This is a genomic window from Halorubrum rubrum, assembly GCF_024494685.1.
Taxonomy (GTDB): domain Archaea; phylum Halobacteriota; class Halobacteria; order Halobacteriales; family Haloferacaceae; genus Halorubrum; species Halorubrum rubrum.
In genome coordinates this window covers 1-26,172 of record NZ_JANHDM010000016.1, presented here as the reverse complement: position 1 = coordinate 26,172, position 26,172 = coordinate 1, and the positions used below count along the sequence as shown (strand labels likewise).

At 69.9% G+C, this 26,172-nt stretch carries 21 protein-coding genes and 1 pseudogene; 13 read left to right on the top strand and 9 right to left on the bottom strand.

Translation table 11 applies throughout. The features are described from left to right. Positions 1–91 precede the first annotated feature (91 nt). The 4 genes from NO889_RS15125 to NO889_RS15110 all read left to right on the top strand — a co-directional run bounded on the left by NO889_RS15125 (position 92) and on the right by NO889_RS15110 (position 5,596). Positions 92–1,726 carry an ABC transporter ATP-binding protein gene (locus NO889_RS15125; RefSeq protein ID WP_256413064.1) on the top strand — a complete coding sequence of 545 codons (1,635 nt, stop codon included), beginning with the start codon at positions 92–94 and terminating at the stop codon, positions 1,724–1,726. Further along, on the top strand, positions 1,723–3,066 hold the full coding sequence (locus NO889_RS15120) for an ABC transporter permease (protein ID WP_256413063.1): 1,344 nt from the start codon (positions 1,723–1,725) through the stop codon (positions 3,064–3,066). The genes NO889_RS15125 and NO889_RS15120 overlap by 4 nt, the downstream gene beginning before the upstream one ends. Then, positions 3,059–4,111 carry an ABC transporter permease gene (locus NO889_RS15115; protein WP_256413062.1) on the top strand — a complete coding sequence of 351 codons (1,053 nt, stop codon included), beginning with the start codon at positions 3,059–3,061 and terminating at the stop codon, positions 4,109–4,111. The genes NO889_RS15120 and NO889_RS15115 overlap by 8 nt, the downstream gene beginning before the upstream one ends. 114 nt (positions 4,112–4,225) lie before the next feature. Further along, positions 4,226–5,596 carry a geranylgeranyl reductase family protein gene (locus NO889_RS15110; RefSeq protein WP_256413061.1) on the top strand — a complete coding sequence of 457 codons (1,371 nt, stop codon included), beginning with the start codon at positions 4,226–4,228 and terminating at the stop codon, positions 5,594–5,596. A 3-nt stretch (positions 5,597–5,599) separates the two neighbouring features. Here the strand turns inward: NO889_RS15110 and NO889_RS15105 are convergent, their stop codons facing one another. The 3 genes from NO889_RS15105 to NO889_RS15095 all read right to left on the bottom strand — a co-directional run bounded on the left by NO889_RS15105 (position 5,600) and on the right by NO889_RS15095 (position 8,145). Continuing rightward, positions 5,600–5,878 (bottom strand): winged helix-turn-helix domain-containing protein, encoded by a 279-nt coding sequence (locus tag NO889_RS15105; RefSeq protein WP_256413060.1) that lies wholly within the window; start codon positions 5,876–5,878, stop codon positions 5,600–5,602. A gap of 81 nt (positions 5,879–5,959) precedes the next feature. Continuing rightward, positions 5,960–7,240, bottom strand: a complete 1,281-nt coding sequence (locus NO889_RS15100; protein ID WP_256413059.1) for an amidohydrolase — start codon at positions 7,238–7,240, stop codon at positions 5,960–5,962. Positions 7,241–7,761: 521 nt separating this feature from the next. After that, positions 7,762–8,145 carry a TlpA family protein disulfide reductase gene (locus NO889_RS15095; RefSeq protein ID WP_256413058.1) on the bottom strand — a complete coding sequence of 128 codons (384 nt, stop codon included), beginning with the start codon at positions 8,143–8,145 and terminating at the stop codon, positions 7,762–7,764. 153 nt (positions 8,146–8,298) lie between these two features. Between NO889_RS15095 and NO889_RS15090 the strand changes: the two genes are divergently transcribed. Both NO889_RS15090 and NO889_RS15085 read left to right on the top strand, forming a co-directional pair. Then, positions 8,299–10,587, top strand: coding sequence for a nitric-oxide reductase large subunit (locus tag NO889_RS15090; protein WP_256413057.1), 2,289 nt, complete (start codon positions 8,299–8,301; stop codon positions 10,585–10,587). Positions 10,588–10,678: 91 nt separating this feature from the next. After that, positions 10,679–11,593 (top strand): PLP-dependent cysteine synthase family protein, encoded by a 915-nt coding sequence (locus tag NO889_RS15085; RefSeq protein ID WP_256413056.1) that lies wholly within the window; start codon positions 10,679–10,681, stop codon positions 11,591–11,593. Positions 11,594–11,633: 40 nt separating this feature from the next. Here the strand turns inward: NO889_RS15085 and NO889_RS15080 are convergent, their stop codons facing one another. Beyond that, positions 11,634–12,341 (bottom strand): hypothetical protein, encoded by a 708-nt coding sequence (locus NO889_RS15080; protein WP_256413055.1) that lies wholly within the window; start codon positions 12,339–12,341, stop codon positions 11,634–11,636. Positions 12,342–12,446: 105 nt separating this feature from the next. Here NO889_RS15080 and NO889_RS15075 point away from each other — a divergent pair, with 105 nt between their 5' ends. The 3 genes from NO889_RS15075 to NO889_RS15065 all read left to right on the top strand — a co-directional run bounded on the left by NO889_RS15075 (position 12,447) and on the right by NO889_RS15065 (position 15,567). After that, complete coding sequence (locus NO889_RS15075) at positions 12,447–13,613, top strand: DUF3179 domain-containing protein (RefSeq protein ID WP_256413054.1); 1,167 nt, start codon at positions 12,447–12,449, stop codon at positions 13,611–13,613. After that, the gene (locus tag NO889_RS15070; protein ID WP_256413053.1) at positions 13,603–14,253 is read left to right on the top strand and encodes a hypothetical protein; all 651 of its coding nucleotides are present in this window, start codon (positions 13,603–13,605) and stop codon (positions 14,251–14,253) included. The genes NO889_RS15075 and NO889_RS15070 overlap by 11 nt, the downstream gene beginning before the upstream one ends. Positions 14,254–14,394: 141 nt before the next feature. Further along, positions 14,395–15,567 carry an MFS transporter gene (locus tag NO889_RS15065; RefSeq protein WP_256413105.1) on the top strand — a complete coding sequence of 391 codons (1,173 nt, stop codon included), beginning with the start codon at positions 14,395–14,397 and terminating at the stop codon, positions 15,565–15,567. Positions 15,568–15,592: 25 nt separating this feature from the next. Here the strand turns inward: NO889_RS15065 and NO889_RS15060 are convergent, their stop codons facing one another. Continuing rightward, positions 15,593–16,588 (bottom strand): acetamidase/formamidase family protein, encoded by a 996-nt coding sequence (locus NO889_RS15060; RefSeq protein ID WP_256413052.1) that lies wholly within the window; start codon positions 16,586–16,588, stop codon positions 15,593–15,595. A gap of 141 nt (positions 16,589–16,729) precedes the next feature. On the opposite strand from NO889_RS15060, the gene NO889_RS15055 reads away from it, so the two are divergent. Continuing rightward, positions 16,730–17,503, top strand: a complete 774-nt coding sequence (locus tag NO889_RS15055; RefSeq protein WP_256413051.1) for a PHP domain-containing protein — start codon at positions 16,730–16,732, stop codon at positions 17,501–17,503. A 64-nt stretch (positions 17,504–17,567) separates the two neighbouring features. On the opposite strand, the gene NO889_RS15050 is transcribed toward NO889_RS15055, so the two are convergent. Next, complete coding sequence (locus NO889_RS15050; RefSeq protein WP_256413050.1) at positions 17,568–18,806, bottom strand: mandelate racemase/muconate lactonizing enzyme family protein; 1,239 nt, start codon at positions 18,804–18,806, stop codon at positions 17,568–17,570. A 179-nt stretch (positions 18,807–18,985) separates the two neighbouring features. Between NO889_RS15050 and NO889_RS15045 the strand changes: the two genes are divergently transcribed. Next, positions 18,986–19,441: a TRAM domain-containing protein gene (locus NO889_RS15045; RefSeq protein ID WP_256413049.1), complete on the top strand. Its 456-nt coding sequence runs from the start codon at positions 18,986–18,988 to the stop codon at positions 19,439–19,441. Between the two features lie 28 nt (positions 19,442–19,469). Here NO889_RS15045 and NO889_RS15040 read toward each other — a convergent pair whose 3' ends face one another. From NO889_RS15040 to NO889_RS15030, 3 genes are all read right to left on the bottom strand, one after another. After that, entirely contained in the window at positions 19,470–20,552 is a 1,083-nt protein-coding gene (locus tag NO889_RS15040) for a geranylgeranyl reductase family protein (protein ID WP_256413048.1), read from the bottom strand. Positions 20,553–20,577: 25 nt separating this feature from the next. After that, positions 20,578–21,933 (bottom strand): HAD family hydrolase, encoded by a 1,356-nt coding sequence (locus NO889_RS15035; RefSeq protein ID WP_256413047.1) that lies wholly within the window; start codon positions 21,931–21,933, stop codon positions 20,578–20,580. A gap of 82 nt (positions 21,934–22,015) precedes the next feature. Next, positions 22,016–24,238, bottom strand: coding sequence for a thioredoxin domain-containing protein (locus NO889_RS15030; RefSeq protein ID WP_256413046.1), 2,223 nt, complete (start codon positions 24,236–24,238; stop codon positions 22,016–22,018). A gap of 154 nt (positions 24,239–24,392) precedes the next feature. Between NO889_RS15030 and purD the strand changes: the two genes are divergently transcribed. Together purD and NO889_RS15020 are read left to right on the top strand one after the other, a co-directional pair. Further along, complete coding sequence (purD, locus tag NO889_RS15025) at positions 24,393–25,676, top strand: phosphoribosylamine--glycine ligase (protein WP_256413045.1); 1,284 nt, start codon at positions 24,393–24,395, stop codon at positions 25,674–25,676. A 315-nt stretch (positions 25,677–25,991) separates the two neighbouring features. Then, positions 25,992–26,172 (top strand): annotated as a pseudogene (locus tag NO889_RS15020) (phosphoadenosine phosphosulfate reductase family protein); the annotation flags it as partial.

Below are 26,172 nucleotides of genomic sequence, written 5' to 3'. Positions count from 1 at the left end.
TGGCGGCGACGTGGTCGTTCGACGGCGAACCGACGATCCCTTCGACGACGAACCCGCGGCCTTTTTGCCTCGCACACGGAGATACGGGTGAATGAACCCGGCGGTCCACCTTGACGGTATCACGAAGCGGTTCCCTGGGGTCGTCGCCAACGACGACGTGGACCTCGCGATAGATCGGGGCAGCGTCCACGCCCTCCTCGGCGAGAACGGGGCCGGAAAGACCACGTTGATGAACGTGCTGTACGGGCTCTACCGACCGACCGAGGGCACGGTCGTCGTCGACGGGGAACCCCGTTCGTTCGCGTCCCCGCGCGACGCGATCGACGCCGGGATCGGCATGATCCACCAGCACTTCATGCTCGTCGACCCGATGACCGTGTGGGAGAACGTCGTCCTAGGCAACGAGCCCCGAACCTGGGGCGGGCTCCGCGTCGACGAGGCGGCGGCCCGCGAGGCGGTCGTCGAACTCAGCGAGCGTTACGGCTTCGACGTCGACCCCGACGCCCGGATCGAGGACGTCTCCGTCGGCGTCCAACAGCGCGTCGAGATCCTGAAGGCGCTGTACCGCGGCGCGGAGGTCCTGATCATGGACGAGCCGACCGCGGTTCTCACTCCCCAGGAGGTCGAGGAGCTGTACGACGTCTTCGAGGAGCTGACCGACCAGGGCAAGACGATAATCTTCATCTCACACAAGCTCGGCGAGGCGCTGTCGGCCGCGGACGAGATCACGGTCCTTCGCGACGGCGTCAACGTCGGCACCGTCGCCGCCGAGGACGTGACCCGCGAGGACCTCGCGGAGATGATGGTCGGCCGCGAGGTACTGATGGAGCCGGCGACGACGCCACGGGAACCCGGCGAGCGCGTGCTCGAGGTGACCGACCTCCACGTCGAGGACGACCGCGGCGTCGAGGCCGTCTCGGGGATCTCCTTCGAGCTCCGCGAGGGGGAGGTGTTCGGGATCGCGGGCGTCGACGGCAACGGTCAGCTACAGCTTGTCGAAGCCATCACGGGGATGCGCGAGCCGTCTGCGGGCTCCGTCGAGTACCTCGGCGAATCGATGGCCGGCGCGACCCGCCGTGAACACATCGACCGCGGGATGGCGTTCGTCCCCGAGGACCGTCACGAGCGGGGGCTGGTGATGTCCTACGACCTGGTTCAGAACGGCATCCTGGGGAGCCAACACGATCCGCCGTTCGCCTCGGGCGGCCGGATAGACTGGGACGCGTCGGCGGCACACGCCGAGTCGGTGATCGAGGCGTACGACGTCAGGCCGCCGAACGCCGACGCGGACGCGGAGTCCTTCTCGGGCGGCAACCAGCAGAAGTTCATCGTCGGCCGGGAGTTCGAGCGCGACCCGGACCTCGTCGTCGCGACTCACCCGACCCGCGGCGTCGACATCGGCTCCACTGAGTTCCTCCACGACCGATTGCTCGAGTTGCGCGCCGAGGGGAGGGCGATACTGCTCGTCTCCTCCAAGCTCGACGAGGTCCAAGGGCTCTCGGACCGGCTCGCCGTGATCCACGAGGGCGAGTTCTCCGGCGTCGTCGACCCCGCCACGGTGACCGAAGAGGAGATCGGCCTGTTGATGGCCGGCGAGACGCTCGACGACGGGAGCGTCTCGGGCGCGGCGATCCACGACGCGGTCGACGACGGGCTCGGCGGGGGCGGCCTCGACGGGACTGGCGACGGATCCGTGGAAGCGGGCGAGGAGGGGGTGGACGCGTGAGCCGTCGCGACGGCGGACGGATCCCTGGCCCCGTCCGGCGCGTGCTGGAACCGTTCGTCGACCGCACCGTCGCCGAGCGGGTCCTCATCAGCGTCGCGGCGATCCTGTTGTCGATAGCCGTCGGCTTCGTCATCGTGCTCGTTTCCGGCCGAGTCGCGGAGTGTAGCACCGCCGCCTGGACGATGCCGGTCACGGGGCTCGGGTTCTGTTACGATCCGTTCGAGGTGTACGCCGTGTTGTTCAACGGGGCGCTCGGCTACCCGCTCGCGATCGGCGAGCCGGGACTGTTCAACCCGTCGTGGACGCCGTTCAACCTCTCGTTCGGGCTCACGCTCTCGGAGACGACGCTCCTGATCTTCACCGGGCTCTCGGTCGCGGTCGCGTTCCGCGCCGGGCTCTTCAACATCGGGACGCAGGGGCAGCTCGTCGTCGGCGCGCTCGCGACCGCGCTGACGGTGCTCGCGCTTACCTCGGTCCTCCCGACCGGACCGGTCTCCGGGGTCCTCGTCGTCGTCGTCGGCACCCTCGCCGGCGCGGTGGGCGGCGGCCTCTGGGGTGCGATACCCGGCGCGCTGAAGGCGTACGCCGACGCCAACGAGGTGATCACGACGATCATGCTCAACTTCGTCGCCGCGAACGTCGCGTACGTGCTGGTGTTGGAGGTGTTCCGCGCCGAGGGCTCCTCCGTCGTCGCGACGCGATACGTCCCCGAATACGCGCAGTTCCGCCCCTGGCTGTTCCCGAACTCCAGCGACTTCGCGCTGCTCGCGTTGGCCGTCGGAGTCGCGTTCATCGGCGCGCTCTACTACCTCGTCGAGCACACGCCGTTCGGCTACGACCTACGCACGAGCGGGGTTCAGGCGGCCGCCGCGGAGTACGGCGGCGTGAACGCGAAGCTGACGACCGTGCGGGCGATGACGCTCTCGGGCGCCCTGGGCGGCGTCGGCGGCGCGGTGTGGGTGCTGATGTCGGAGGGGCGGTGGATCGAGTCGGTTCCCGACCTCGGATTCGACGGGATCACGGTCTCCATTCTGGCCGGGAACAACCCGCTCGGGGTGCTCCCCGCCGCGTTCCTGTTCGGGATCCTGAAGGGCGGCGCGCTCGAGATCGGGTTCCGGACCGACGTGCCGACGGAGCTCGTCGGCGTGTTGCGCGGGCTCATCATCCTCTTCGTGGCCATGCCGGAGTTCTTCCGGATGGCGGGGCGATACGCCGGGCTGCGTTCGGGCGGACCCGGCGAGTCGGGCGGGTCGGGGGGGACCGCGGACGACCTCGACGGGGACGACGGGCCGACCGGCGGTGCCGCCGCGCCGACCGAGAGGGGTGAGGCCGATGCGTAACCCGCTCGCGGACGTCACCGCGCCGGTGCTCGACGACCTGATCGAGGACGACTACGTACGGTCGCTCGTCGTGGGCGTCGTCGGAACCCTGGGGGCACTGGGGCTGCTCGGCCTGCTTTTTCCCGAATCGATCGCCGGCGACCTCGCGGGCATCGTCTTCTCGACGGGCACCGCCGCGTCGACGGCACGGCTCGCCGCGCCCATCGTCCTCGCCGGGCTCGGCGGGATCTTCGCCGAGAAGTCGGGCGTGATCAACATCGGTCTCGAGGGGCTGCTCATCATCTCGGCGTTCGCCTCCGTCTACATCGCGTCGGTGGTGGGGATCGGGAACGCGATCCTGGGTGTCCCCGCGATCTGGGCCGGGTTTCTCGCCGGGATCGTCGCCTCGACGCTGCTCGCCGGAGTGTTCGCGGTCGTCTGTATCGAGTTCAAAGCGGACCAGATCATCGCCGGGCTGGCGGTGTGGCTGATCGCGTTGGGGCTCGCGCCGTTCATGTCGACCGTCTTCTTCGGCGGCGTCAACACGCCGAACCTCGGCGCGAGCGTGGGGTGGCGCTACTCCGCCGTCATGGTCGTCGTCGCGACGGCCGGCTCCTGGTGGACGCTGAACCACACCGCGTTCGGGAAGCACCTCCGGGCGTCCGGCGAGAACCCGAAGGCGCTCGACACCGTGGGCGTCTCGGTCTCGCGGGTCCGGTACGCGGGCGTGTTGCTGTCGGGCGTCCTCTCGGGCGTCGGCGGCTCGGCGCTCGCGCTCTCGATCGGCCAGTTCGTCGGCTCGGGTGAGACGATGGTCCAGGGGAAGGGGTTCATCGCCATCGTGGCGTACCTCTTCGGCAACTACAACCCGCTCGGGACGCTCGGGGCCGGCGTGCTGTTCGCGGCCCTCGACGCGACCCAGATCCGGCTCCAGCAGCTCGGGTACGCGGTCCCCGACACGCTGGTCCAGACGATCCCCTACGTCGTCGTGATCGTGGTGCTCGCGCTGGTCGGACGGACCCGGATCCCCGCGGCCGCGGGCGAGCACTACGAGACCGAGGAGTAACGAGACCGAGGAGTAGCCGGGGCGCCCGTTCCGCCGGCCCCGCCCATTCCGTCGGCCCTCGCGGGACCGAAACGGGAACAAAGAGTTTTGCCGGCGGCGGGTAACGACACGGTAATGAGCATCGACGAGTACGACGTCGTCGTGGCGGGCGCGGGCACCGCCGGCTGTTACGCCGCCACGACGATCGCGAACGAGGGGCTCGACGTCGTCATCGTCGAGCGAAAGGACGAGGAGGAGGCGGGCCACATCGCCTGCGGCGACGCCCTGAAGGGAGCCGACGCCTTCCCGGAAGCGATCCCCAAAGCGCGGCTCGAACCCGCGTTCACCAACACTGGGGTCGACCACGGGCGCTTCGAGATCCCGAAGGAGGACACCGTCCTCGAGATCCCCGTCCCCGGCGAACTCGCCGTCATCGACCGCTGGGAGTACGGTCGACGGATCATCGAGGCGGCCGGCGACGCGGGCGTGGACTTCCACTACGACACGGTCGTAAACGACGTGGTACAGACCGACGACGGACGCGTCACGGGGCTCGAGGCGTCCCGCCGGGGCGACCGAGCCACCTACGAGGCCGACCTCGTCATCGACGGGGCGGGGTCACTCTCGCTGCTTCAGGACAAGGCCGACTTCGAGGGAACCACCTTCGACACGAACGTCCGCTACTCGCAGTTCTGTTCGGCCTACCGCGAGATAGTCGAGGTGCCGGAGCCCGTCGAGTGGGACGACGCGCTCGTGTTCAAACCGACCGACCGCGCCGCGGGATACCTCTGGTACTTCCCGCGGACGGCGACGGAGATCAACGCCGGGCTCGGCTTCCAGATGAACGAGGAGCCGATGAAGCTCGTCGAGGCGCTGAAACGCGACCTCCGGAACCGTCCGGAGTTCGAGGGCGCGGAGGTGCGCGACAAGCTCGGCGCGGCGCTGCCCACGCGCCGGCCGTACGACTCCGCGGTCGCGCCCGGTTACTTGGCCGTCGGCGACGCGGCAGGCCACGTGAACCCGACGACGGGCGGCGGGATCGCGGGCGCGGCCTACGCCGGGAAGTACGCGGGCGAACAGGCGGTCAAGGCCGTCTCCGACGGCGACGTGAGCGAGGAGAACCTCTGGCGGTACAACACGCGCGTGATGGACCACTTCGGCGGGCGGTACGCCGGGCTCGACGTGTACAACGTCCTCTCGACCGCGATCGACGTCGACGACCTGATGGGACTTCTCGCGTCGCTTCCGGGCGAGAAGCTCGCGGAGGCGCTGTACGAGGGCTCCACCTCGATGTCGTTCGGCCTGAAGCTGAAGGCCGCGATCAAGAGCTTCGGCTACTGGGGGACGATTCGGAACTTCTATCAGACCAAGTCGCTGGCGGACGAGCTGCTCGCCCACTACGAGTCGTACCCGACGAGCCCCGCCGCGATGGCCAACTGGACCCACGAGCGGGACGCGATCATGGACCGGATCTACGAGACGACCGGCGCGGACGCGAAGTACTGACTGTCACACGGGGGAGGCGTCCGCGATCTCCTCGACGACCTCCCAGTGGTTTCTGGTTCCCTCCGTCGGGTAGTACACCGTTCCGTAGCCGTCGCCGGTGCGCTCGATCACGTCGTGATCGCGCAACACGTCGAGGTGATGTCGGACCGTCGTGTAGTCGAGTTCGAGTCGCTCGGCCAGCTGATTGGCGTTTCGCGGACGGTCGTCTATCGCCCGCAGGATCCGGACCCGATTCGGGCCGCCTCGGGTGCCGGTGAGAACGTACCAGAGGACGGCCTCCATGCCTCATATCACGGGCTGCGGCCGCCTAAACCTACCGTCGTGCGAGGATCCTGCCGGCGTAAGACGTCGATTCGGTCGACCTCAGGGCCGAGTCTCGGCGACGTGTCGGATCGCCCGCGAGAGCACGTCGATCCCGAGATCGATGTCGCCCTCGACGACGTCGAACGTGGAGGTGTGGTGGCCGCCGGGGTGGTCGGTGCCGACGCCGACGTAGCAGGCGAGTCCGCCGCGATCCTGGACGCGATCCATCATGAACGTGGCGTCCTCGCTGCCGCCGAGGTCGGCGCTCTCGACCACGCTCGTCACGCCCTCGACCTCGCGGGCGACCTCGCCGACGACGTCCGACAGCGCCGCGTCGCTCGTCGCGCTCGGCGCGGCCCCCATCGTGGTGACGTCGACGGAGCAGTCGTGCATCTCCGCCGCAGAGTGGAGAACTCGCTCCGCGTGATCGAACATGTAGTCGGCGAGTTCGGTGCTCTCGCCGCGGACTTCACCCTCGATGTGGGACTCCTCGGGGATGATGTTCGTCGCCGTCCCGCCGCCGACGAGCCCCGCGTTCACGCGGGTCGCGCCGTCGGCGTGCCGCGGGATCGCGTAGAGGTTCTGGATCGCCGCCGCCATCGCCTGGACCGTGTTTCTCCCCTGCTCGGGACGCGCGCCCGCGTGGGAGGGTTCGCCCTCGAACTCCGCCAGGAAGTGGTTCACCGCGAGGAAGCCGTCGATGCCGCTCACGATCTCGCCGGAGGGGTGGTCGAGCCCGATGTGGACCGCGTAGAAGTAGTCGACGTCGTCGAGGAGCCCGGATTCGGCCATCGGTTTCCCCCCGACGATCTTCTCCTCGCCGGGCTGGAAGAACACCTTGAGGGTGCCGGAGAAGTCGGAGTCGAGGACGGCGTCGATCACGCCGAGCCCGATGGTCGCGTGCGAGTCGTGCCCGCAGGCGTGCATGTACCCCTCGTTCTCCGAGCGGAACCCTCCGGCGACCGGCGCGTGGTCGCCCTCCTCGGACTCGAGGATCGGGAGCCCGTCGATGTCGACGCGGAGGCCGACGACCGGCCCCTCGCCGCGTTCGATCACCGCGACGCAGCCGGTGTACCCCCCCTCGAGCCTGTCGAGGATCTCGGGATCCGCGCCGGCCTCGCGGGCGCGGTCGGCCCACGTCTCGAGCTCGTCGTCGTCCGGGACGTTCCGTCGCGCCTCCTCGGCGAGGGCGTCGGGCCCGACGTGGAGCGCGTCGAGGTCGCGCTCGCGCAGCGCCTCGACGATCCGGGCGGTGGTGTAGAACTCACACCACGCCGGCTCGGGGTGTCGGTGGAGGTCGCGTCGGAACTCGCTGTACTCGTCGTCGGTTTGGACGCTCATACGCTCCGATGGCCGCCGGATACCTTAAAAGGTCGAGTGGCGGTGGACGAAGGGTGTCGACCTGCGGGTGACGGAAGCGGCCGAGCAAGGGTACGTCGGTGGGTCGAGGATACTCGACCGCATGGTCGAGAGGGCTCGCCGGCGGAAGTGTGTCCCCGTGAGGACACACCGACGCAGCGGCGTGTCCTCGCGGCGTTTTTGTCCCATGCCGGCCACTCATACTGGCGGATCGAACGGTCGTCGACCGATCGTGTGAGGCGAGCAGACAGTGGTTTCGTCGGCCGAAACACGTCTTCGAACCCGACTGCCGGGCCCCTCGGGAAGTCGCCGACGATGAGACGAAACCCGAGATCGACGGCACCAGCGGCGTCCACGAGGATGCGAACGGAGCCTCGCGGAACTGGGGCGGTGGACGTTTCAGGTTCGCGACCGTGACTCCGTCACGTCACGGGCGTTCGCATCCAACCGATCGGCTCGGTCGTGCCCGTCGACGGACGGGTCGATGACACGGGACCCGTCGACTACGCCGTCGCCTCGACGTCCGCGAGGTCGCGGGCGAGCGCCTCGGCGATCGAGACGTCGGCGTCCTCGACGAATCGCGCGAGCTCCTCGCCGTCGGCGTCCTCGACGACGACCGTCGGGATGAACTCGATCCCGTACTCCTCGACGCCGGGGCCCTCCTTGCCGTTCGGGCCCTTCGTCACCGGGAACGCCTCGATCCGGTCGTCGGGCACGCCGGCGGCCGCGAGCGCGGCCCCGAACGCCGGAAGCTGCCGCTGACAGTCGCCACACCAGTCGCCGCCCCACACCTTGAACCGGTGGCCGTCGGCCGCGAGCGCGTCCAGTATCGCCTCGTCGAGCCCCTCCGCGTCCGCGTCGCCGGGTGAGAGCGTTTCGAGCGTCATGTCCCGGCGTACGTCGCGGAGGCTTGTAAACGGCGCGTCGGTGGCAACGGTCCTCTCCCCGCCCACCCGTTCCCTCGGTCTCCCACCGAACGGGAACTCGGGCGAACATGTTGGCGGCAAGGCGATTGTCGGAGTGACCACAACCCCCGTGCGATGCGACTCACACGCGAGACCATCGCGAAAGTCATCGTCGCGGCGTTCCTGTTGAACCTCGTCGTCATGGGTGCCGGGGCGTGGTTCGCCTACCAGGAGGCCCCGCCGATCCCCGAGGAGGTGGTCGGTCCCGACGGCGAGACGGTCGTCACCGACGAGGGGATACGGGACGGCAAGGCCGCGTTCCAGCAGTACGGACTGATGAACCACGGCTCGATCCTCGGAAACGGGGCCTACTACGGCGAGGACTACACCGCCGAGACGCTGGAGCTCAAGACCGAGCACATGCGTGAGTACTACGCCGAAGACGAGTACGGTTCCTCGTACGAGGCGCTCGACTCCGGGGACCGGGCTCGCGTCGACGCGCTCGTCCGCGAGGAACTCGACGCGGCCCACGACGGCGGCGAGGTCGTCGAGTACTCCGCGGCGGAGATGTACGCTCACGAGCGGGTCCGCGAGACGTACGTGGCCCGGTACCACGACGGCGACCACGCCCGCGGCGTTCCCGAGGAGATGATCGGCTCGGCCGAGGAGGCGGAGTCGTTCGCCGACTTCGCGCTCTGGACCGCGTGGTTCTCGCACACGGACCGGCCCGACGCGGACCACTCGTACACCAACGAGTGGCCCTACTCGCCCGCCGCCGGCAACGATGCCACCGGCTCGGCGATGATCTGGAGCGTGATCGCCATGGTGCTGCTCGTCGGGGCCGCGGGCGCGGCGATCCTGCTGTACAAGTCGGTGAAACTGCCCGAGCCCTCCTCGGAGGGGATCTCGGTGCCGGAGCCGGGGGACGTGAGCGTGTTCCCGAGTCAGCGCGCTGCCCTACGGTTCGTCCCGATCGCGGCCGGGCTGTTCTTAGCACAGGTGCTCTTGGGGGGGTTGCTGGCGCACTTCTACATCGAACGGGCCGGCTTCTTCGGGATCGATCGGATCTTCGGCGTTCACATCCTCCAACTCCTCCCCTTCTCCATCGCGAAGACGTGGCACATCGACCTCGGCATCCTCTGGATCGCCTCGACGTGGCTCGGCGCCGGGCTCTTCCTCCCCCCGCTTCTCACCGGTCACGAGCCGAAGCGGCAGGGAACGTTCGTGAACGTCCTGCTCGGGGCGCTCGTCGTCGTCGTCGGTGGCGGCATGGGCGGCATCTGGCTCGGCGCGAACGGCTACCTTCCCGGAAGGCTCTGGTGGCTGCTCGGCAACGAGGGGCTCGAGTACCTCGAGGTCGGAAAGGTGTGGCAGGGCGGGCTGCTCGCCGGCTTCCTGCTGTGGGCGGCGTTGGCGATCCGTGGGCTGAAGCCGCTTCTCGACCGCGAGCCGATCTATGGACTCGCGCACATGATCCTCTACGCCGGCGGTTCCATCACCCTGCTTTTCGTCGCCGGGTTCATGTTCACGCCCACGACGAACATCGCGGTCACCGAGTTCTGGCGGTGGTGGGTCGTCCACATGTGGGTCGAGGGCGCCTTCGAGTTCTTCATCGTCGCGATCATCGGGCTCACCTTGGTGTCGATGAACCTCCTCACGCGCCGCAGCGCCGAGAAGGCGGTCATGCTCCAGGCGCTCTTAGTGATGGGAACCGGCGTCATCGGGGTCTCACACCACTACTGGTGGATCGGAATGGCCGACTACTGGGTGCCGATCGGCAGCGTCTTCTCGACGCTCGAACTGCTGCCGTTGATCTTCATCCTCTACGAGGCCATCGGCCAGTACCGGGCGATGGGCGAGGCCGGGTTCCCGTACACGCTCCCCTTCATGTTCATCGTCGCCAGCGGGATCTGGAACTTCGTCGGGGCCGGCGTGCTCGGCTTCTTCATCAACCTCCCGCTCGTCAACTACTACGAGCACGGCACCTACCTCACGGTCGGCCACGCCCACGCCGCGATGTTCGGCGCGTTCGGGTTCCTCGCGCTCGGGATGGTCGCGTACATGCTCCAGCTGTCGATCGATCCCGACCGCTGGGACCCCTCGTGGCTCCGCGCGTCCTTCTGGTGTTGGAACGCCGGGCTCGCGCTCATGGTGTTCGTCTCCGTGCTCCCGGTCGGCTTCCTCCAGCTCGACGTCGCGTTCACGGAAGGGTACGCGGCCGCCCGGAGCCTCGCGTTCTACGAGCGGCCGCTGGTCCAGACGCTGTTCTGGGCCAGACTGCCGGGCGACACGCTGATCATCGCCGGCACCGCCATCTACGCCGCCGACCTGGTCCGCAAACGGTTCGTCCTCCGCCGATCCGAGGACGACCCCGCGATCGACGACATGGCCGTCGCCGAGGGGATCGTCGGAGACGACGACTGAGCCCCCCGCCCTCGGCCGCCGGACCGATCTCGACCCCGCCGTTTGCCGCAGTCCGTCGGGCATTTGAGTCGCCGGCGTCTCCGTCGATCCGATGGACGAGGACATCCTGGAGGGGCTCGGGTCGCCGCTGGTCAGCGTGAGTTCGCCGCCGGGAACGACGGTCGCCGCGAAGGTCGAGTCGCGAAATCCGGGCGGTTCCGCGAAGGACCGCCCGGCGCTGTACATGATCGAGGCCGCGGAGCGGGACGGAGAACTCGAGCCCGGAGACGGCGTCGTCGAGCCAACCTCGGGCAACACGGGCATCGGCCTGGCGATGGTCGGCGCGGTGAAGGGGTACGACGTGACGCTCGTGATCCCGGAGGGGAAGTCGGTCGAGCGACGCCGGCTGATGCGGGCGTACGGCGCGACCGTCGAAACCGTGGAGAGCGACATCTCCGCGGCGAAGGCGCGCGCGGACGAGCTCGAACGCGAGGAGGGGATGGTCCAGCTCCGCCAGTTCGAGAACCCCGCGAACCCGCGGGCCCACTACGAGACGACCGGTCCGGAGGTGGTAGAACAGGTCGGCGACCGCACCGTCGACGCGCTCGTCGCCGGCGTCGGCACCGGCGGGACGCTCTCGGGGATCGGCCGCCGCCTGCGGGAGGCCTTCCCCGAGGTGCGGATCGACGCGGTCGAGCCGGCCGGCAGCGCCGTGCTCTCCGGCGAGGCGGTGACCGGCGACGAGTTCCAGGGGATGGGTCCCGGATTCGTCGCGGAGAACCTCGACCGCGAACTGATCGACGACGTCCACGTCGTCGACCTCGAGGAGGCCGAAGCCGAGTGTCGCCGGCTGGCGCGGGAGGAGGGGATCCTCGTCGGACAGTCCTCGGGCGGGTCGAACCTCGCGGCGAAGGACGTCGCCGAGGAACTCCGCGAGTCCGGGGCCTACGCGGGCGAGGAGCCGCTCGTGATCACCGTCTTCTGGGACAGCGGCGAGCGGTACCTCACCGCCGGGACGTTCGACTAAGTCGCGATCGGGACGCTTCACGCTCCCGCGAGAGCACGCCTCACTCCAGCAGGACCGAGAACCCCCACCGCGCCGACTCCTCCGGCTCGGCGCCGTCGGAGACGACCGAGAGGGTGGTCTCGAACCGGTACTCGCCGACCGGGAGACAGCCGTCCGCCTCGGGCGTGGCGTAGAGGTCGACCGCCCTGTCGCTCGACTCGCCGGCTCCGATCTCGAACGTCCGGTACTCCTCGGTCGTGGCGATCCCCTCCTCGAGCCGCCAGCAGTCCGGCTCCGCGGGGTAGTCGCCGTCGGCCGGGAGCAGCACCAGTAGTCCGGAGTCGTCGGCGACGTACTCGAAGTGGACCGCCCGCCCCTCGCCGACCCTGACGGGCTCCCCGCCCGCGTTCGACAGCGTCGTCCGGAGGCGGGGCGGGTGGTCCTCGGTGGCCGCCTCGCGGACGACCTCGACGGACGGCTCGATCGGGAGGCCCACGTCGGCGTCGTCGACGGAGACGAGCGTGACGCCCGGACCGCCCGTCCCCGAGGGGCGTGTCCCGCCGGAGTCGTCGTCGCTTCCATCGTCGCCGTCACCGTCGTCGGCGTCACCGCCGTCGGCGTCGCTGCCATCGTCGGCGTCGTCGCTCGGCCGACCGACGCAGCCGGCGAGCCCGCCGACCGCGACGCAGCCGAGCCCCCCGATCCCGCCGACGCCGCGAAGGTAGCGCCGTCGCGTCGGGATCGCGTGCCGCGCCATGTGCCGAAACATACCGTCGTATGGCTCGGACGGGAGATATCCCTGTCGGCGGATCGGGTGTGTGAGTCGCCCGCATAGCCGCTTCGCGTTTTACTCGGTCGGGAGCGGAGGAAGGGTATGAAACGCACGCGTCGCTCGACGATCGGGTCACTCGCCGCCCTCGGGGTCGCCGGATTCGCGGGCTGTCTGGACGAGGGGATCGTCGGCTCCGTCCGGGAGGGAGACGCCACCGAGGACGACGGGGCCAGCGGGGACGACGGGGCCGAGGATCCGGCCGAAGGGCGTGGGCCGCCGACCGCGGACGGCTCCCGCCGCCTGGCGTACGATCTCGACGCCCTGCGCGAGGAGTCGCTGAGCGGGGGGGTCGGTCAGGACGGGATCCCCGCGATCGACGACCCCGCGTTCGCCCCGATCGGCGGGACGAGCCTCGTCGACGACGCGCCCGTCTTCGGCGTCGTCCGCGGCGGCGAGGCGAAGGCGTACCCCCAACACGTGCTCGTCCACCACGAGATCGTCAACGACGCCGTCGGCGGCGACCGCGTCGCCGTGACGTACTGCCCGCTGACCGGCACCGCACAGGGGTTCGAGCGCGGCGAGACCACTTTCGGCGTCTCCGGGCAGTTGGTCAACTCGAACCTGATCATGTACGACCGGGCGACGGAGAGCTGGTGGTCCCAGATGCTCGCCACGTCGATCGACGGGTCGATGCGCGGCGAGACCCTCCGCGAGTTCCGGGTCGTCTGGACGACCGTCGGCGAGTGGCGCGCGGCGCACCCGGACTCGCGGATCTTGACCGACGACACCGGATACGCCCGACGATACGAGAACGATCCGTACGGGGTCTACGCGCCGCTCGGCGGGTACTACGCCAGCAAGGGGACGATGTTTCCCGCGCTCTCGGAGCCCGAGGAGGGACACCCGAAATCGGTCGTCATCGGCGCGCGGACCGCCGACGGCGCGGTCGCCTTCGACAAGGCGACGCTGCTCGCGGAGCGGGTCCTCTCGGGGACGCTCCGGCCGAGCGGCGAGGCCGCGGTCGCCGTCGCGGACCCGGCGCTGTCGACGGGATACGTGTACCTGAACCCGGACGGGGCGACCGTGGAACCCGACGGGAGCGCCTACCGCGTCGAGGGGGGTAGCACGGACGACGGGGAGAGGTTCGACGCCGGCGACCTGCCGCTCGATCGGGTGCTCGCGTTCGACGCCATGTGGTTCGCGTGGGCCGGGTTCTACCCGGAGACCGGATTCGCCGGCGACCACACCGGGGCGGGGTATGGTCGCTGAGATCACGTCGCCGACGCGGGCCCCGGTCGCGTGGCTCTCCGGGCTCGTCCGTCGTACCGCGTTCGCGGTCCGCGCCTCGCTCGCGCGCCGCGACGGGCGGGTCACGCTCGGGATCGTCGGGCCCCTCTACTTCGTCCTCTACGGCGTCGGCCTCGGCCACCTCGGTCGTCGCGGCGGCGGCGCGGTCCGGCGGCGCGCCGGCGGCGGATCGACCCCTCTCGTCGACGTCTTCGTCGTGAGCGACCCGCTGGCGACCGCGACCCGGCGGGTCGCGCCGTTCCAGTACGAGCCGGTCGCGCTGGTCTCCGTGGGCCCCGTGGAGTTCCTGTTCGCGCCGGTCAACGTCGCGATCGGGGTCGGGCTCGCGCTCCTCGTGGGCGTCACCCTCGCGGTCTCGGTGGTCGCCTGGCGCGGTCCCTCGGCGTGTCGGATCGGAGCCGGCGCCGGCGCGGCCGCGGGGCTGCCCGGACTCGTCTCCGGGTTCGTCTGTTGCGGCCCGACGATACTGCTCGTGGTCGGCGTTCAGGCGTCTGCGGGGCTGCTCGCGGCGCTCCAGTGGTTCCTCCCGCTGGCGGTGGCGAGCCTGCTCGTCACGCTGCTGTGGGTCGGGAGCCGGGTCGATCCGGAGGCGATCCGGTAGACGACGGCCGATTCGACCGGGAGACGACGGTCGGTTCGGCCGCTAGACGACCGTTTATTACCCCGTCTCGGTACCACCAACGTGAAGCGTGAACCGCACACTCGATCGGTCGGATCGACGGACTCGACGGCGGTGGTCGGCGTGAACTGGCGGTACCGCCACACCGTCCTGACGCTGTGTATGCTCGCCTTCTTCGTGACGTACTTCGCGCGGCTGGCGATCAGCCCGGTGGTCCCGTTCGTCACCGCCGACTTCGACGTCTCGAACACCGCGGTGGGCGTGGCGCTCTCGGGGATGTGGCTCGCGTACGGCCTCTCGCAGTTCCCGAGCGGCATCCTCGCCGACCGGTTCGGCGAGCGCCGGGTGATCCTCGTCGCGGTCGGCGGCACGACGGCCGCCAGCCTCCTGCTCGCGCTCGCGCCGGTGTTCCCCGCGTTCGTCCTGATCGCGTTCCTCCTCGGACTCGTCGCCGGGCTCCACTACGCGGTGGCGACGACGCTTTTGTCGCGGACGTTCGACGACCTCGGCACCGCGGTGGGGCTCCACTCGATCGGCGGCCCGCTCGCCGGGCTCGTCGCGCCGGTCGCCGCCGCGTGGGTCGGCGTTCGATACGGCTGGCGGCCGGGCGTGGCGCTCGCCGCGGTCGTCGGCGTCCCCATCTTCGTGATCTTCGCCTGGCGGGTCCGACCGACCGAGCCGCGTCGCCCCGACCAGCCGATGCGCGATCGGCTGCGGCTCGGTCCGCTCGTCGAACTCCTCTCGCGCCCGAGCGTCCTCCTGCCGCTCGCGATCGCGACGATCGGCACCTACGTCGCGCAGGGCGTCATCTCGTTTCTTCCGACGTTCCTCGTCGACTTCCGGGGATACTCGCCGTCGTTCGCGGGCGGCGTCTTCTCCGCGTTCTTCGTCGTCCGCGCGGGCGCGCAGGTCGGCATCGGGCGGCTCTCGGACCGGACCGGTCGCGACGGCGCGATCGGGACGGCGATGCTCTCCGGGGCGCTCGGGGCCGCCGGCTTCGTTGCGCTGCCCGGCTACGCCGGCCTCGCGGTCGCCGTGCTGTTTGCGGGGTTCGGATCGAGCTTCTTCTCGGCGATCGACCCGCGGTTCATGGACGCGATGAGCGAGGCCGAGCGCGGGGCCGGCTTCGGGCTCGTCCGAACCGTCTACACCGTCGTCGGGTCGGCCGGCTCGGTCGGCGTCGGCCTCACCGCCGACCTGTTCGGCTGGGCGGTCTCCTTCGGCGTGCTCGCCGGGCTCTTCGGCGTCGCGTTCCTCGTGATCGCCGGCAACACGCTCCTCGGGACCGGCTACTGAGCCCGCCGGCCCGCTCCCGACGATCCTACTCCTCGGGGAAGATGCTCTCCGGAATGTACGCCGAGACGGTCCAGTTCGGCGCGTCGACGACCTCGCTCACCTTCAGGTCCATCGCGGCCGAACAGAGGATGTACGCCTCCCCGCGCGTGAGCCCGCGGTTCTCGGCGAGGTGGTCGATCATGTGGCGGGTCGCCTTCTTCGTCGCCTCCATCAGGTCGTCCGCGATCCCGGTCGTGCCGTACATCGGCTCGTCGCGGCCGGTGGGCGTGAACGGGCCGGTCGTCTCGAACTGCGGCTGCTCGATCGACATGTCCGTCCGGAGCGTGAAGCGCGCGGTGACGAACATCGGGGCCTCGATCCCGGTGACGCACACCTCGCCGTCGCCCTGCGCGGCGTGACAGTCCGCCGTCGAGAAGAGCCCGCCGGCGACCTCGACCGGGAGGTACACCGTCGACCCCGCGGTCATGTGTTTCACGTCCATGTTCCCGCCCACCGATCGGGGCGGGAGCGTGTCGTGTTCGCCGTCCTCGCCGGGCGCGAGCCCGATGACGCCGGGGAAGGGATCGAGCGGCACCTCGATGCCGTTCACGAAGTGACCTACATCGCCCTGGAGGTCCCAGACGTGGACGTCGGCGTCGGGGAAGTCCTCGGGGAGCAGCCCGAGGCCCATCTCGCCCGGCATGAAGCCGGTGTAGCCCCACCCCTTGTGCTGGAAATCGAGAAGGTCGACCTGGACGGTGTCGCCCGGCTCCGCGCCCTCGACGGCGACGGGACCCGTGAGCGGGTGGACCGGGTCGAAGCTCACGTTCGCGAAGTCCTCGGCGGTCGACTCCGTGTCGAGCTGGCGGTCGACCGCGTCGCGGCACTCGAACCGCACCACGTCGCCGTCGGAGACGGTCAGTATCGGGTCCAGCGAGTTGTCCCAGACCCGGTGGACGTTGCGCTCGGCGTCCGAGAGGTGGTGGTCGATCGTGTAGTCGCGTTTCTCGCTCCCGCTGTCGCCGCCGTCCGTGTGTGTCATACGCTATCGGAATGGTCGGCGACCGACTTAAAATCGACCGGGCAGGCCGGTTCCGCTCTCGTCCGACGCTTCTCCCCTCCGGTCCGCGCGCGACGACGCAGCCACCGCAAGGTACGTGTTCCCGGCAGCCTCACCTCCGGCATGTACGACTACCACGTCCACTCGACGTACTCGGACGGGTCGTTCCTCGAAGCGATGGTCTCGTCGGCGGAGGCGGCCGGGGTGGACGGGGTCGGGATCGCCGACCACTGCTCGGTGATCCCCGACGAGAGCGCGGAACGGCGGAAGCGGCTGCTCGGGTTCAACCTCGACGCGACCTACGAGCGACGCCGGGAGGCGATCGACGTCGCCCGCGAGCGCGCCGGGATCCCCGTCTTCGACGCCGTCGAGATGGACTACCACCCCGACCACGAGGACGCCATCGAGGCGTTCCTCGCGGAGGCGGAGTTCGACTACGCGGTCGGGAGCGTCCACGACCTCGACGGCGTCAACGTCCACGCCAGGTCGTACTTCGCGGACCGGCCGGCGACGGAGCGTCGCGACCTCGTCGACCGCTACTTCGAGAAGTTGGTCGCGCTGATCGACGCCGAGCTGTTCGCGATCGCCGCGCATCCGGACCTGATCGAGCGGAACCCCCACCTCCGCGGGTTCGCGACGGCCGACCACTACGAGCGGGTCGCGGCCGCGTTCGAGCGATCGCGGACGATCCCGGAGATCAACGCGGGGCGTCTGCTCGACGACTACGGCGAGTTCCATCCCGCGCCCGCGTTCCTCGACGCGCTCGTCGAGCGCGGGGTGGGCGTGACGGTCGGGACGGACAGCCACGATCCCGCGGAGATCGAGCCGCGGGCGGCCGGGATCCGCGAGGAACTCGACGAGCGGGGCCTCGAACCGGTCGAGATCGACGTTCGGTGATCGTCCTGAGCGAAGCTACGCTTCGGCGAACACCGGAAATCGAAGATTTCCGAGCACGATCCGGCTACGCCGGATCGAACAACTCCTCGCCCTCGACCATGTGCGACTCGACGGCGTCCATGTCCAGAGTGACGCCGAGGCCGGGCTCCTCGGGCACCTCGATGTAGCCGTCCTCGATGACGTCCTCCTCGACGAGGTCCTCCCACCAGCCGAGTTCGTAGGAGTGGTACTCGACTGCGAGCGAGTTCGGGATCGACGCGCCGACGTGGGCGGCCGCCATCGTCGCGACCGGCGAGGCGACGTTGTGCATCGCGACCGGCACGTAGTACTGGTTCGCCACGTCCGCGATCTTCCGCGTCTCGCGCATCCCGCCGACCTTCGGCAGGTCGGGCGCGACGATGTCGACCGCCTGGTTCTCGATGAGCCGGCGGAGCTCGGTGACGCGGTAGCGGTTCTCGCCGACCGCGATCGGCGTCGTCGTGTTCTTCGTGACCTCCTCCTGGACCTCCAGGTTCTCCGGCGGCACGGGGTCCTCGAGCCACCAGACGTCGTACTCCTCGATCGCGTCCGCGAGTCGCTTCGCGGAACCACCGGAGAACGTCCAGTGACAGTCGAAGGAGACGTCCGCCTCGTCTTTCACCCGTTCCGTGACCTTCTCGACGATCTCCGCCTTGTGGCGGATCTCGCCGGGGCGGAGGTGTCGGTTCGCGCGATCCTTCTCGAGCCCCGACGGAACGTCGAGGTCGAACTTCAACGCGTCGTAGCCGAGCTCGTCGACGACGCGTTCGGCCTCGTCGGCGCACGCCTCGGGGTCGGCCTCCTCCTCGGTGTGACAGTCGCAGTAGACGCGCATCCGGTCGCGGTACTTCCCGCCGAGCAGCTGGTAGGCGGGCACCTCGAGGACCTTTCCCGCGAGGTCGTGAAGCGCCACCTCGATCCCGGAGATGGCCGTAACGGTGACGCCCTCGACGGAGCCCTCACCGGACATCTTCTGTATCAGGTGCTCGTAGAGGCGGTCGATGTCGAGCGGGTTCTCGCCGACGACGAACGGTTTCATCCGCTCGATCAGTTCGGGAACGCCCGCGCCCCAGTACGCCTCGCCGGTTCCGACCACGCCCGCGTCGGTGTAGACGCGCACGAGCGTCCACGGGAAGTTCCCGTCGACCATCGTCGTCTGAACGTCCGTGATCTCGAGGTCCCGGCCGCCGCCCCGCGAGCGGGTTGCGTTCATCGTCTCGGCGGAGAGCTCCCGCATCGTGTACTCCGCGTTCGGGTCGTGAAGGGACTCGTAGTTCCTGGCCATGCCGAGACGTTAATTCGGATCACAGTAAGCGTTTATGCTCCGGATCTGCCGCGAGCGCTCGGCCGCGGGTCGAACGCGAGACGGAAGGGCGAAGACGAGGGACAGGGACGAGATCGACGTGGAAGGGAGGGGGAGTCGAAAGGGGGAGCGTTTTCCTTACTCCCCCGCGAACGGGTCGTATGGTCGACGTAACCGAGTCGCTCACCTGCCTGTTCACCGCGGAACTTGAACCCGACGGAAAGGGGGGCTACGTGGTGTCGGTGCCGAAACGCGAGATCGAACACGGAACCGTGGTCGCCGGGGAGACGTACCGAGTCGCGGTTATCGACCCGGACGGGCGTGACGCGGCCGACGGGGATCGACCCCGGACCTCGACGGGGTCGAACGGGACCGCTCGATCGAGCGGCGGAGACGCCGGGTCCGGTTCGAGCCGCGCCATCTCCGGGCCACCGGTCGAGGAGGGCGAGGTCCGCGACGTGACCATCGAGACCCTCGGCGACAAGGGCGACGGGATCGCGAAGATCGAGCGCGGCTACGTCGTCATCGTCCCCGACGCCGAACTCGGCGACGAGGTCACCGTGGAGATAACGAGCGTCCGCGAGAACGTCTCGTTCGCGTCCGTCCTCGCCGAGTAGCTCGCTTCCCTCCCGAACCGCCGACGGATCAGAAGAACAGCCGCCGGAGGTGTTCACGGGAGAAGAACGACGACGGTCGATCCATGTGGACGCCGATCTCGCCGGAGAGCGCCCGCAGTCCGAGGTGCTGGACCGGTTCCGGTAGCGAGTAACACGCCCGAACGAGCTTTCCGAGCCGGATCTCGGTCGCGAGTTCGTCGCGCCAGCCCGACTCGTAGTCGGCGAGCGTTCCCGGATCCGCGGGATCGACGGTCGCCGCGGCGACGTCCGCGGCGGTCATTCCGTAGAGGATGCCGCCGCCCGTGAACGGCTTCGTCTGGGCGGCGGCGTCGCCGATCAGGAAGACTCGATCGGTGGTCACCGACGTCGGCGGGCCGATCGGGATCGCCCCCGAACAGAAGCGCTCGGTGTCGGCCCCGTAGGCGTCGGTCAGCCGCTCGAACCGCGCCGACACGTCCTCGCCGGGCGGGGCGGCGAGCCCGTACTCGACGCCGGCGTCGCCGCGCGGGATCCGCCACGCGAAGAAGCGCGGCGCGGTGAGGTGGACGTCGACGTAGTCACGGTCGTCAGGTTCGGGGTCGAACGCGAGCACGCCGTGGAGGAGCTCCTCGGGCTCGTCGATCCCGACCTCGCGGCGCACGCGCGAGGTCGGCCCGTCACAGCCCGCGACCATCCGCGCCTCGACCGTCTCGGTGCCGCCGCCGGCGACGCTGACCTCAACGACGACGCGGTCCGCGCGCTCGTCGATCCCGGTGACCGTGTGGCCCTCTCGAACGTCCGCGCCGGCGTCGCGAGCGCACTCGGCGAGCGTCCGGTCGAGCCCGACGCGATCGATGACGTTCGAGATCTCCTCGCGCTTGTAGAATCGGTACGGCGTCGACCCCGGCCCGCCGACGTGGAAGCGCGCGCCGAAGATCCGATTCTGGAACAGCCCGTCCCGCGCCTCGTCGGGCACGTACCCCCAGATATCGGTCGAGACGTGTCCGGAGCAGGCCAGCGGCTCGCCGACCTCGCCCTTCTCGAAGGCGACCACGTCGTATCCCTCCTCGGCCGCCCGGCGCGCGAACCGCGATCCGGGCGGGCCAGCGCCGACGACGACGAAGTCGTACATATGCGCGAGAACGCCGCCCGCGTATTTAATTGGGCCGTCGTCGATCGAGCGTCGCCGACTCCCCCCGCCGCTCGGCTCGGCGCCGATCGTGCCGGGCTCCCCCGTCCGGTCGGTCGCCGAGGGTCGCGAGACGGTTCAGCGCGTGGACGGTCCGGAGGACCTCCGTCGACTGCCCGCGTCCGAAGACGAGGTCGTCGCCGGCGCGGACGTGGTCGAGGACGTCCGCGGACGCGTGCTCGGGCGCGGCGGCGATCCCGGCGTCGTGCTCCGCCGCCCACTCCATCACCCGCAGGTCCGACTTGCTGTCGCCCATCACGAGCACGAACGGGTCCTCGACGCCGAGTACGTCGAGCGCCGCCTCCACCCCGGCGACCTTGTCCAGCTCCAGCGATCCGATCTCGGCCGCGTCGGCGCGGTAGTACCCGACGTCGACCCCGTCGAACAGCGTCCGGACCGCGTCCGGAACCGCCTCCACCTCGACGCTCGGTTCGGCGTCGTTCGCCGCCAACACCCCGCGGATCTCCGGGTCGGCGGCCGCGTAGTGGGCGCGTGCCCACGTCGGTCCGTCCCCGCAGAACCCGCCGCCTTCCTCGATGGCACGGCCCCCGACCGTCTCGACGACGGCCTCGCCGAGGAGGTCGATCAGGTGGATCAGCCCGTCGTCGATCACTCTCTCGGCGGCGTCGCTCCCGGTCTCGAAGTTGGGCTTCACGGTGACGTTGAACTCGTTGCCCTGAAGGTGACAGCCGCGTCGAACGTTCCGCGGGGCCGTCGGCAGCACGCGCGTCCGCACCTCGTCGAACACCGTCCGGACGTCCTCGCCGAGGCCCTCGTAGAGCAACCGCTTCGTGCGCGAGCCGTGGCCGGGGGTGAACACGCCGTTTCCGGTCTCGTAGACTACGGACAGCGTTCCGGAGTGGACGAGCTCGTTGCCGAGCCCCTGGATCGTGAACCCCTTGACGTTCTCGAGGGTCTGCCCGGTACAGACGACGATCGGGACGCCCGACTCGTGGATCTTTCCCAGCATGTGAAGGGTATCCCGCGGTATCTCGTTGTCCGTACCGCCGGTCGACCGCAGCGTCTCGTCGACGTCGAGCACGAGCGCGTCCACAGCGCGGCCGTAGCGGTTCAACAGGTCGAGCGCGGTGAACGCGGTCTCGCGGTCGGCGTACGCCGCCACCGCGGCGAACGTCTCGCCGTGCGGCATCGCGTCGGCGATCGCCGCCTTCCGCCGCGTCAGCTCCTCGTTCGCGTCCTCCCAGTGGTCGAGCGCGACGCGGGAGTCAACCGGCGGGAACAGGTCGACGAACGACTGGTGTTCCCGGAGCGTCCCCGCGTCGAACTCGTCGTACAGTCGATAGAGGAGGTCGTACCGCTTCATGCCTCTACCTGTCGCTCGACCCGCTAAGGACGTTCGATCGGCGGACGGCGTGGGTCCCGGCGCGCCGACCCGTCGGCGGTCGTCACTCGCGGTTCGCGAGCCACGAAAGCGCCGCGTCGAGGTCGGTCTCGGGCGGCGAGCAGGCGAACCCCTCACAGACGTAGACGGTCGGCTCGTCGCCGTCGGCGTCGCGGCCCTTCCAGATCGGCGGCGCGTCGTCGAGGCCGAGCCGATCGAGCCACTCGTCGAGTCCCGAGTCGGTCGGCGGACGGCGCGCGACGACCGCTCCGGGGAGGTACCGCTCCGCGAGCGCCTCGCGCCACGCCGCCGGAACCTCCTCGGCCGCGACCGTCACCTCGATCCCCCCGGTCTCGACGCGCTCGGCCGCGCGGGCCAGCGAGACGTGTTCGAGCGGGCTCGCGCGGATCCGGTCGGCGTGGGTCCCCACGACCGTCTCGGCGATCTCGCGGAGCCGGTCGTCGGTCCGGAACCCGTCGAGGACCGCGAGCGTCTCCGCGGCGATACCCAGACTCGAGGGCGTCGAGCGGTCCGCGAACTCCTGTGGTCGAGCGAAGAGCGTCCCGTCGCCGCCCGAGTCCGCTCCGCTCGTCGCGCCGGGTCCGTCCGTTCCGTCCGACTCACCCGTCTCGCCGACGGCGGGATCGCGAGTGAAGTAGATGGTCCCCGCGCCCGGATCGTAGAAGTCGTCGACGAGCGCCTCCGCAAGCTCCAGCGCGAATGCGAGCGCGTCGACGTCGCCCGTCGCCGAGTACACGTCGAACGCGCCCCGTGCGAGGAAAGCGTAGTCGTCGAGGTAGCCCGGCCCGGCGACGTCGCCGTCGAGCCACCGGCGGTCGAGCCGGCGCTCCTCGGCGTCGTACAGCCGGTCCCGACAGAACGCGAGCGCCGCCGCGGCCAGGTCGGCGTACGACTCGCCCAGCACGGATCCCGCGGCCGCGAACGCCGAGATCGCCCGACCGTTCCACGACGCCAGCACCTTCTCGTCGCGGGCGGGGCGGGGGCGCTCCTCGCGGGCCTCGAAGAGAGCGGTCCGGGCCTCGAGGAGGATCTCCCGGATCTCCGCCTCGGATCGCTCGTACTCCGCGGCCACCTCCGCGACCGAGGCCGACAGCGTCGGGACCGTCGTCCCGCGCTCGAAGTTCCCGCCGGACTCGATCCCGTACCGGGCCCGCGCGATCGACGCCGCGGGCTCCTCGAGGACGGCGTCGACCTCCTCGGGAGTCCACGCGTAGAACGCCCCCTCGACCCGCTCGTCCGGATCGTCGCCGGCGCGGCCCGCGGGCTGACGGCTGCGGGCGTCGAGCGTGCTGAAGAATCCCCCGTCGGGGTGGCGGAGTTCGCGCTCGAGGAACGCCAACGACTCGGCTGCGACGCGGGCGTAGCCGGCGTCACCGACCAGCCGGTACCCGTCGAGGTAGACCATCGGGAGCTCAGCGTTGTCGTACAGCATCTTCTCGAAGTGGGGGATCGTCCACTCGCGGTCGACCGCGTAGCGGTGGAACCCCCCGCCGATCTGGTCGTACATCCCGCCCGCAGCCATCCCGTCGAGCGTTCGCGTGGCCGCCCGCAGGAGTTCCTCACGGCCGCTCCGCGCGGCGGCCCGCATCAGGAGGTCCACGCGTCCCGGCATCGGGAACTTCGGGCCGCTCGAGCCGAAGCCGCCGTGGTCCTCGTCGACGCTCCGCATCGCCGTCGCGGCCGCCTCGTCGAGAAGGCCCGAACCAGGCGGGTCGCTCGCGCCCGAGGATCCGGGAACGGACTCGAGTTCGTCGCGTGCGCTCGAGGCCCACTGCTCGGCGCGCCGTGTCATCTCCTCGCGCTGTTCCGGATCGCTCCAGGAATCGGCGATCCGACGACACAGCTCCGGGAACGAGGGATGGTTTCCCCGCGGCTCCGGCGGGAAGTACGTCCCGACGTAGAAGGGCTTGCCGTCGGGGGTACACCACGCCGACAGCGGCCACCCGCCGCCGCCCGTGACGAGCTGTGAGACCGTCATGAAGGTGCTGTCGACGTCGGGACGTTCCTCGCGGTCCACCTTGATCGGGACGAACGACTCGTTGAGCAGCGCCGCCGTCTCCTCGTCGGCGAAGCTCTCCTCCTCCATGACGTGACACCAGTGACAGGCGGAGTAGCCGATGGAGACGAACACGGGCACGTCGTGCTCGCGAGCGCGCTCGAACGCCTCCTCGCCCCACGGCTGCCAGTTCACCGGGTTGTCGGCGTGCTGCTGGAGGTACGGGCTCGGCTCCTCGTCGAGCCGGTTCCGTTCGGTCGGCTGTGACATGGGCCGGATTGGCCCGCGCGTCGGAAAAACCCCGCTACACGGAGCGCGGTCCGGCGTCGTGACTCCGGGATCGAACCAAATAGATCCACAGACGTGGATCGATAGGGCGACCGAGAGGGCAAGACTTACACTACGATGCGGATATCCGTCGCGCATGACGGAGACCGTGCTCTTAGTCGGCGGCGGCGGGCGCGAACACGCGATCGCCCGAGCGCTCGCCGACGACTGTTCGCTGTACGCCTGCGCGAGCAACCGAAACCCCGGCATCCGCCGGCTCGCCGACGGGTTCGAGACGGTCGAGGAGACCGACGCCGACGGGATCGTCGCGTTCGCGAGGGAGGTGGACGCGGACCTCGCGGTCATCGGTCCGGAGTCGGCGCTCGAGGCCGGCGTCGCGGACGCGCTCGACGACGCCGGCGTGTACGCGTTCGGCCCGCGGGAGGCGGAAGCGCGGCTGGAGACCGACAAGGCGTACCAGCGCCGGTTCATGCGCGAGGCGAACGTGCCCGGCTGCCCGGACTTCGAGGTGTTCGGCGACATGGACGCCGCATGCGCGTACATCGACGAGTACGAGGGCGACCTCGCGGTGAAGCCCGCCGGCCTCACCGGGGGAAAGGGCGTGAAGGTGATCGGCGACCAGGTCACCGCCGAGGAGGCGAAGGCGTACCTCCGCGAGTCCGGATACGACCGGGTGGTCCTCGAGGAGCGGCTGGTCGGCGAGGAGTTCACGGTTCAGGCGTTCGTCGCCAACGGCGAGTTCCGCGCGACGCCGGCGGTACAGGACCACAAGCGCGCCTACGAGGGGGACGAGGGTCCCAACACGGGCGGTATGGGATCGTACTCGGACACCGGCTCCGCGCTCCCGTTCATGGAACCGGGCGACTACGAGGCGGCGCTCGACGTGCTCGACGCCGTCGTCGACGCGCTCCCCGACTACAAGGGCGTCCTCTACGGCCAGTTCATGCTGACCGCGGCGGGATCGAAGGTGGTCGAGTTCAACGCGCGCTTCGGCGATCCGGAGGCGATGAACACGCTTCCGGTCCTCGAGACGCCCTTCATCGACGTGCTGACCGCCGCCCGAGACGGCGACTCGCTGCCGGCACTCGAGTTCTCGGGCGAGGCGACGGTGTGTAAGTACGCGGTGCCGGACGGGTACCCCACGGACCCGGACGGCGGCGCGCGGATCACGGTCGACGAGGAGAGCGTCGGCGACGCGCTGCTCTACTACGCCAGCGTCGACGAGCGCGAGGACGGCCTCTACACGACCACGTCGCGGTCGTTCGCGGTCGTCGGCCGCGGCAACTCCATCGCGGCCGCGGAGGCGGAGGCGGACGCGGCGCTGTCGGCGGCAGGTGACCGCGTCCGGATCCGCCACGACATCGGGACGCCGGAACTGCTCGAGAAGCGGACCGAACACATGGCCGAACTCCGGGAGTAGTTCGGGATGGCGACGACGGGCCGTTGCCGTGGCGGGCGATGGGACGGTAGTGGCGGGCAGGCGGTCTCCTCTCCTCACGGCGGTCGACCGCGCACCCGCACAGGCCTGCCGTGAGTCGTCGACGTGTCGTAGATTCCCTGGTACCGGGATCGGGTTTAACCTCTCGTGCCCGGCGTCGGCGACGGACCGGGTAGATCCCCGCCGGCGACTCGACCTCACATCGCCCTGCCGACGATCCGTCTCGAGCGGAAGTCGGACGCTCGGAACGGGTAGTGTGGACCTAACTTTGTTCGTCGTCGCGAATCGCCGATACGCATGCCAGCAGATCTTCCGAACTCGGTAACGGTCGATTACACCGACGGCGAGGGTGAGGGTCCGGGCGATTACCCGTCGCTCCAGCACAAGATCGAGAAGGCGGTCGAGGTCACGCGGCGGGGTCTCGAGCAGTACGACAACCCCGCGGTGATGTGGACGGGCGGGAAGGACTCGACGCTGA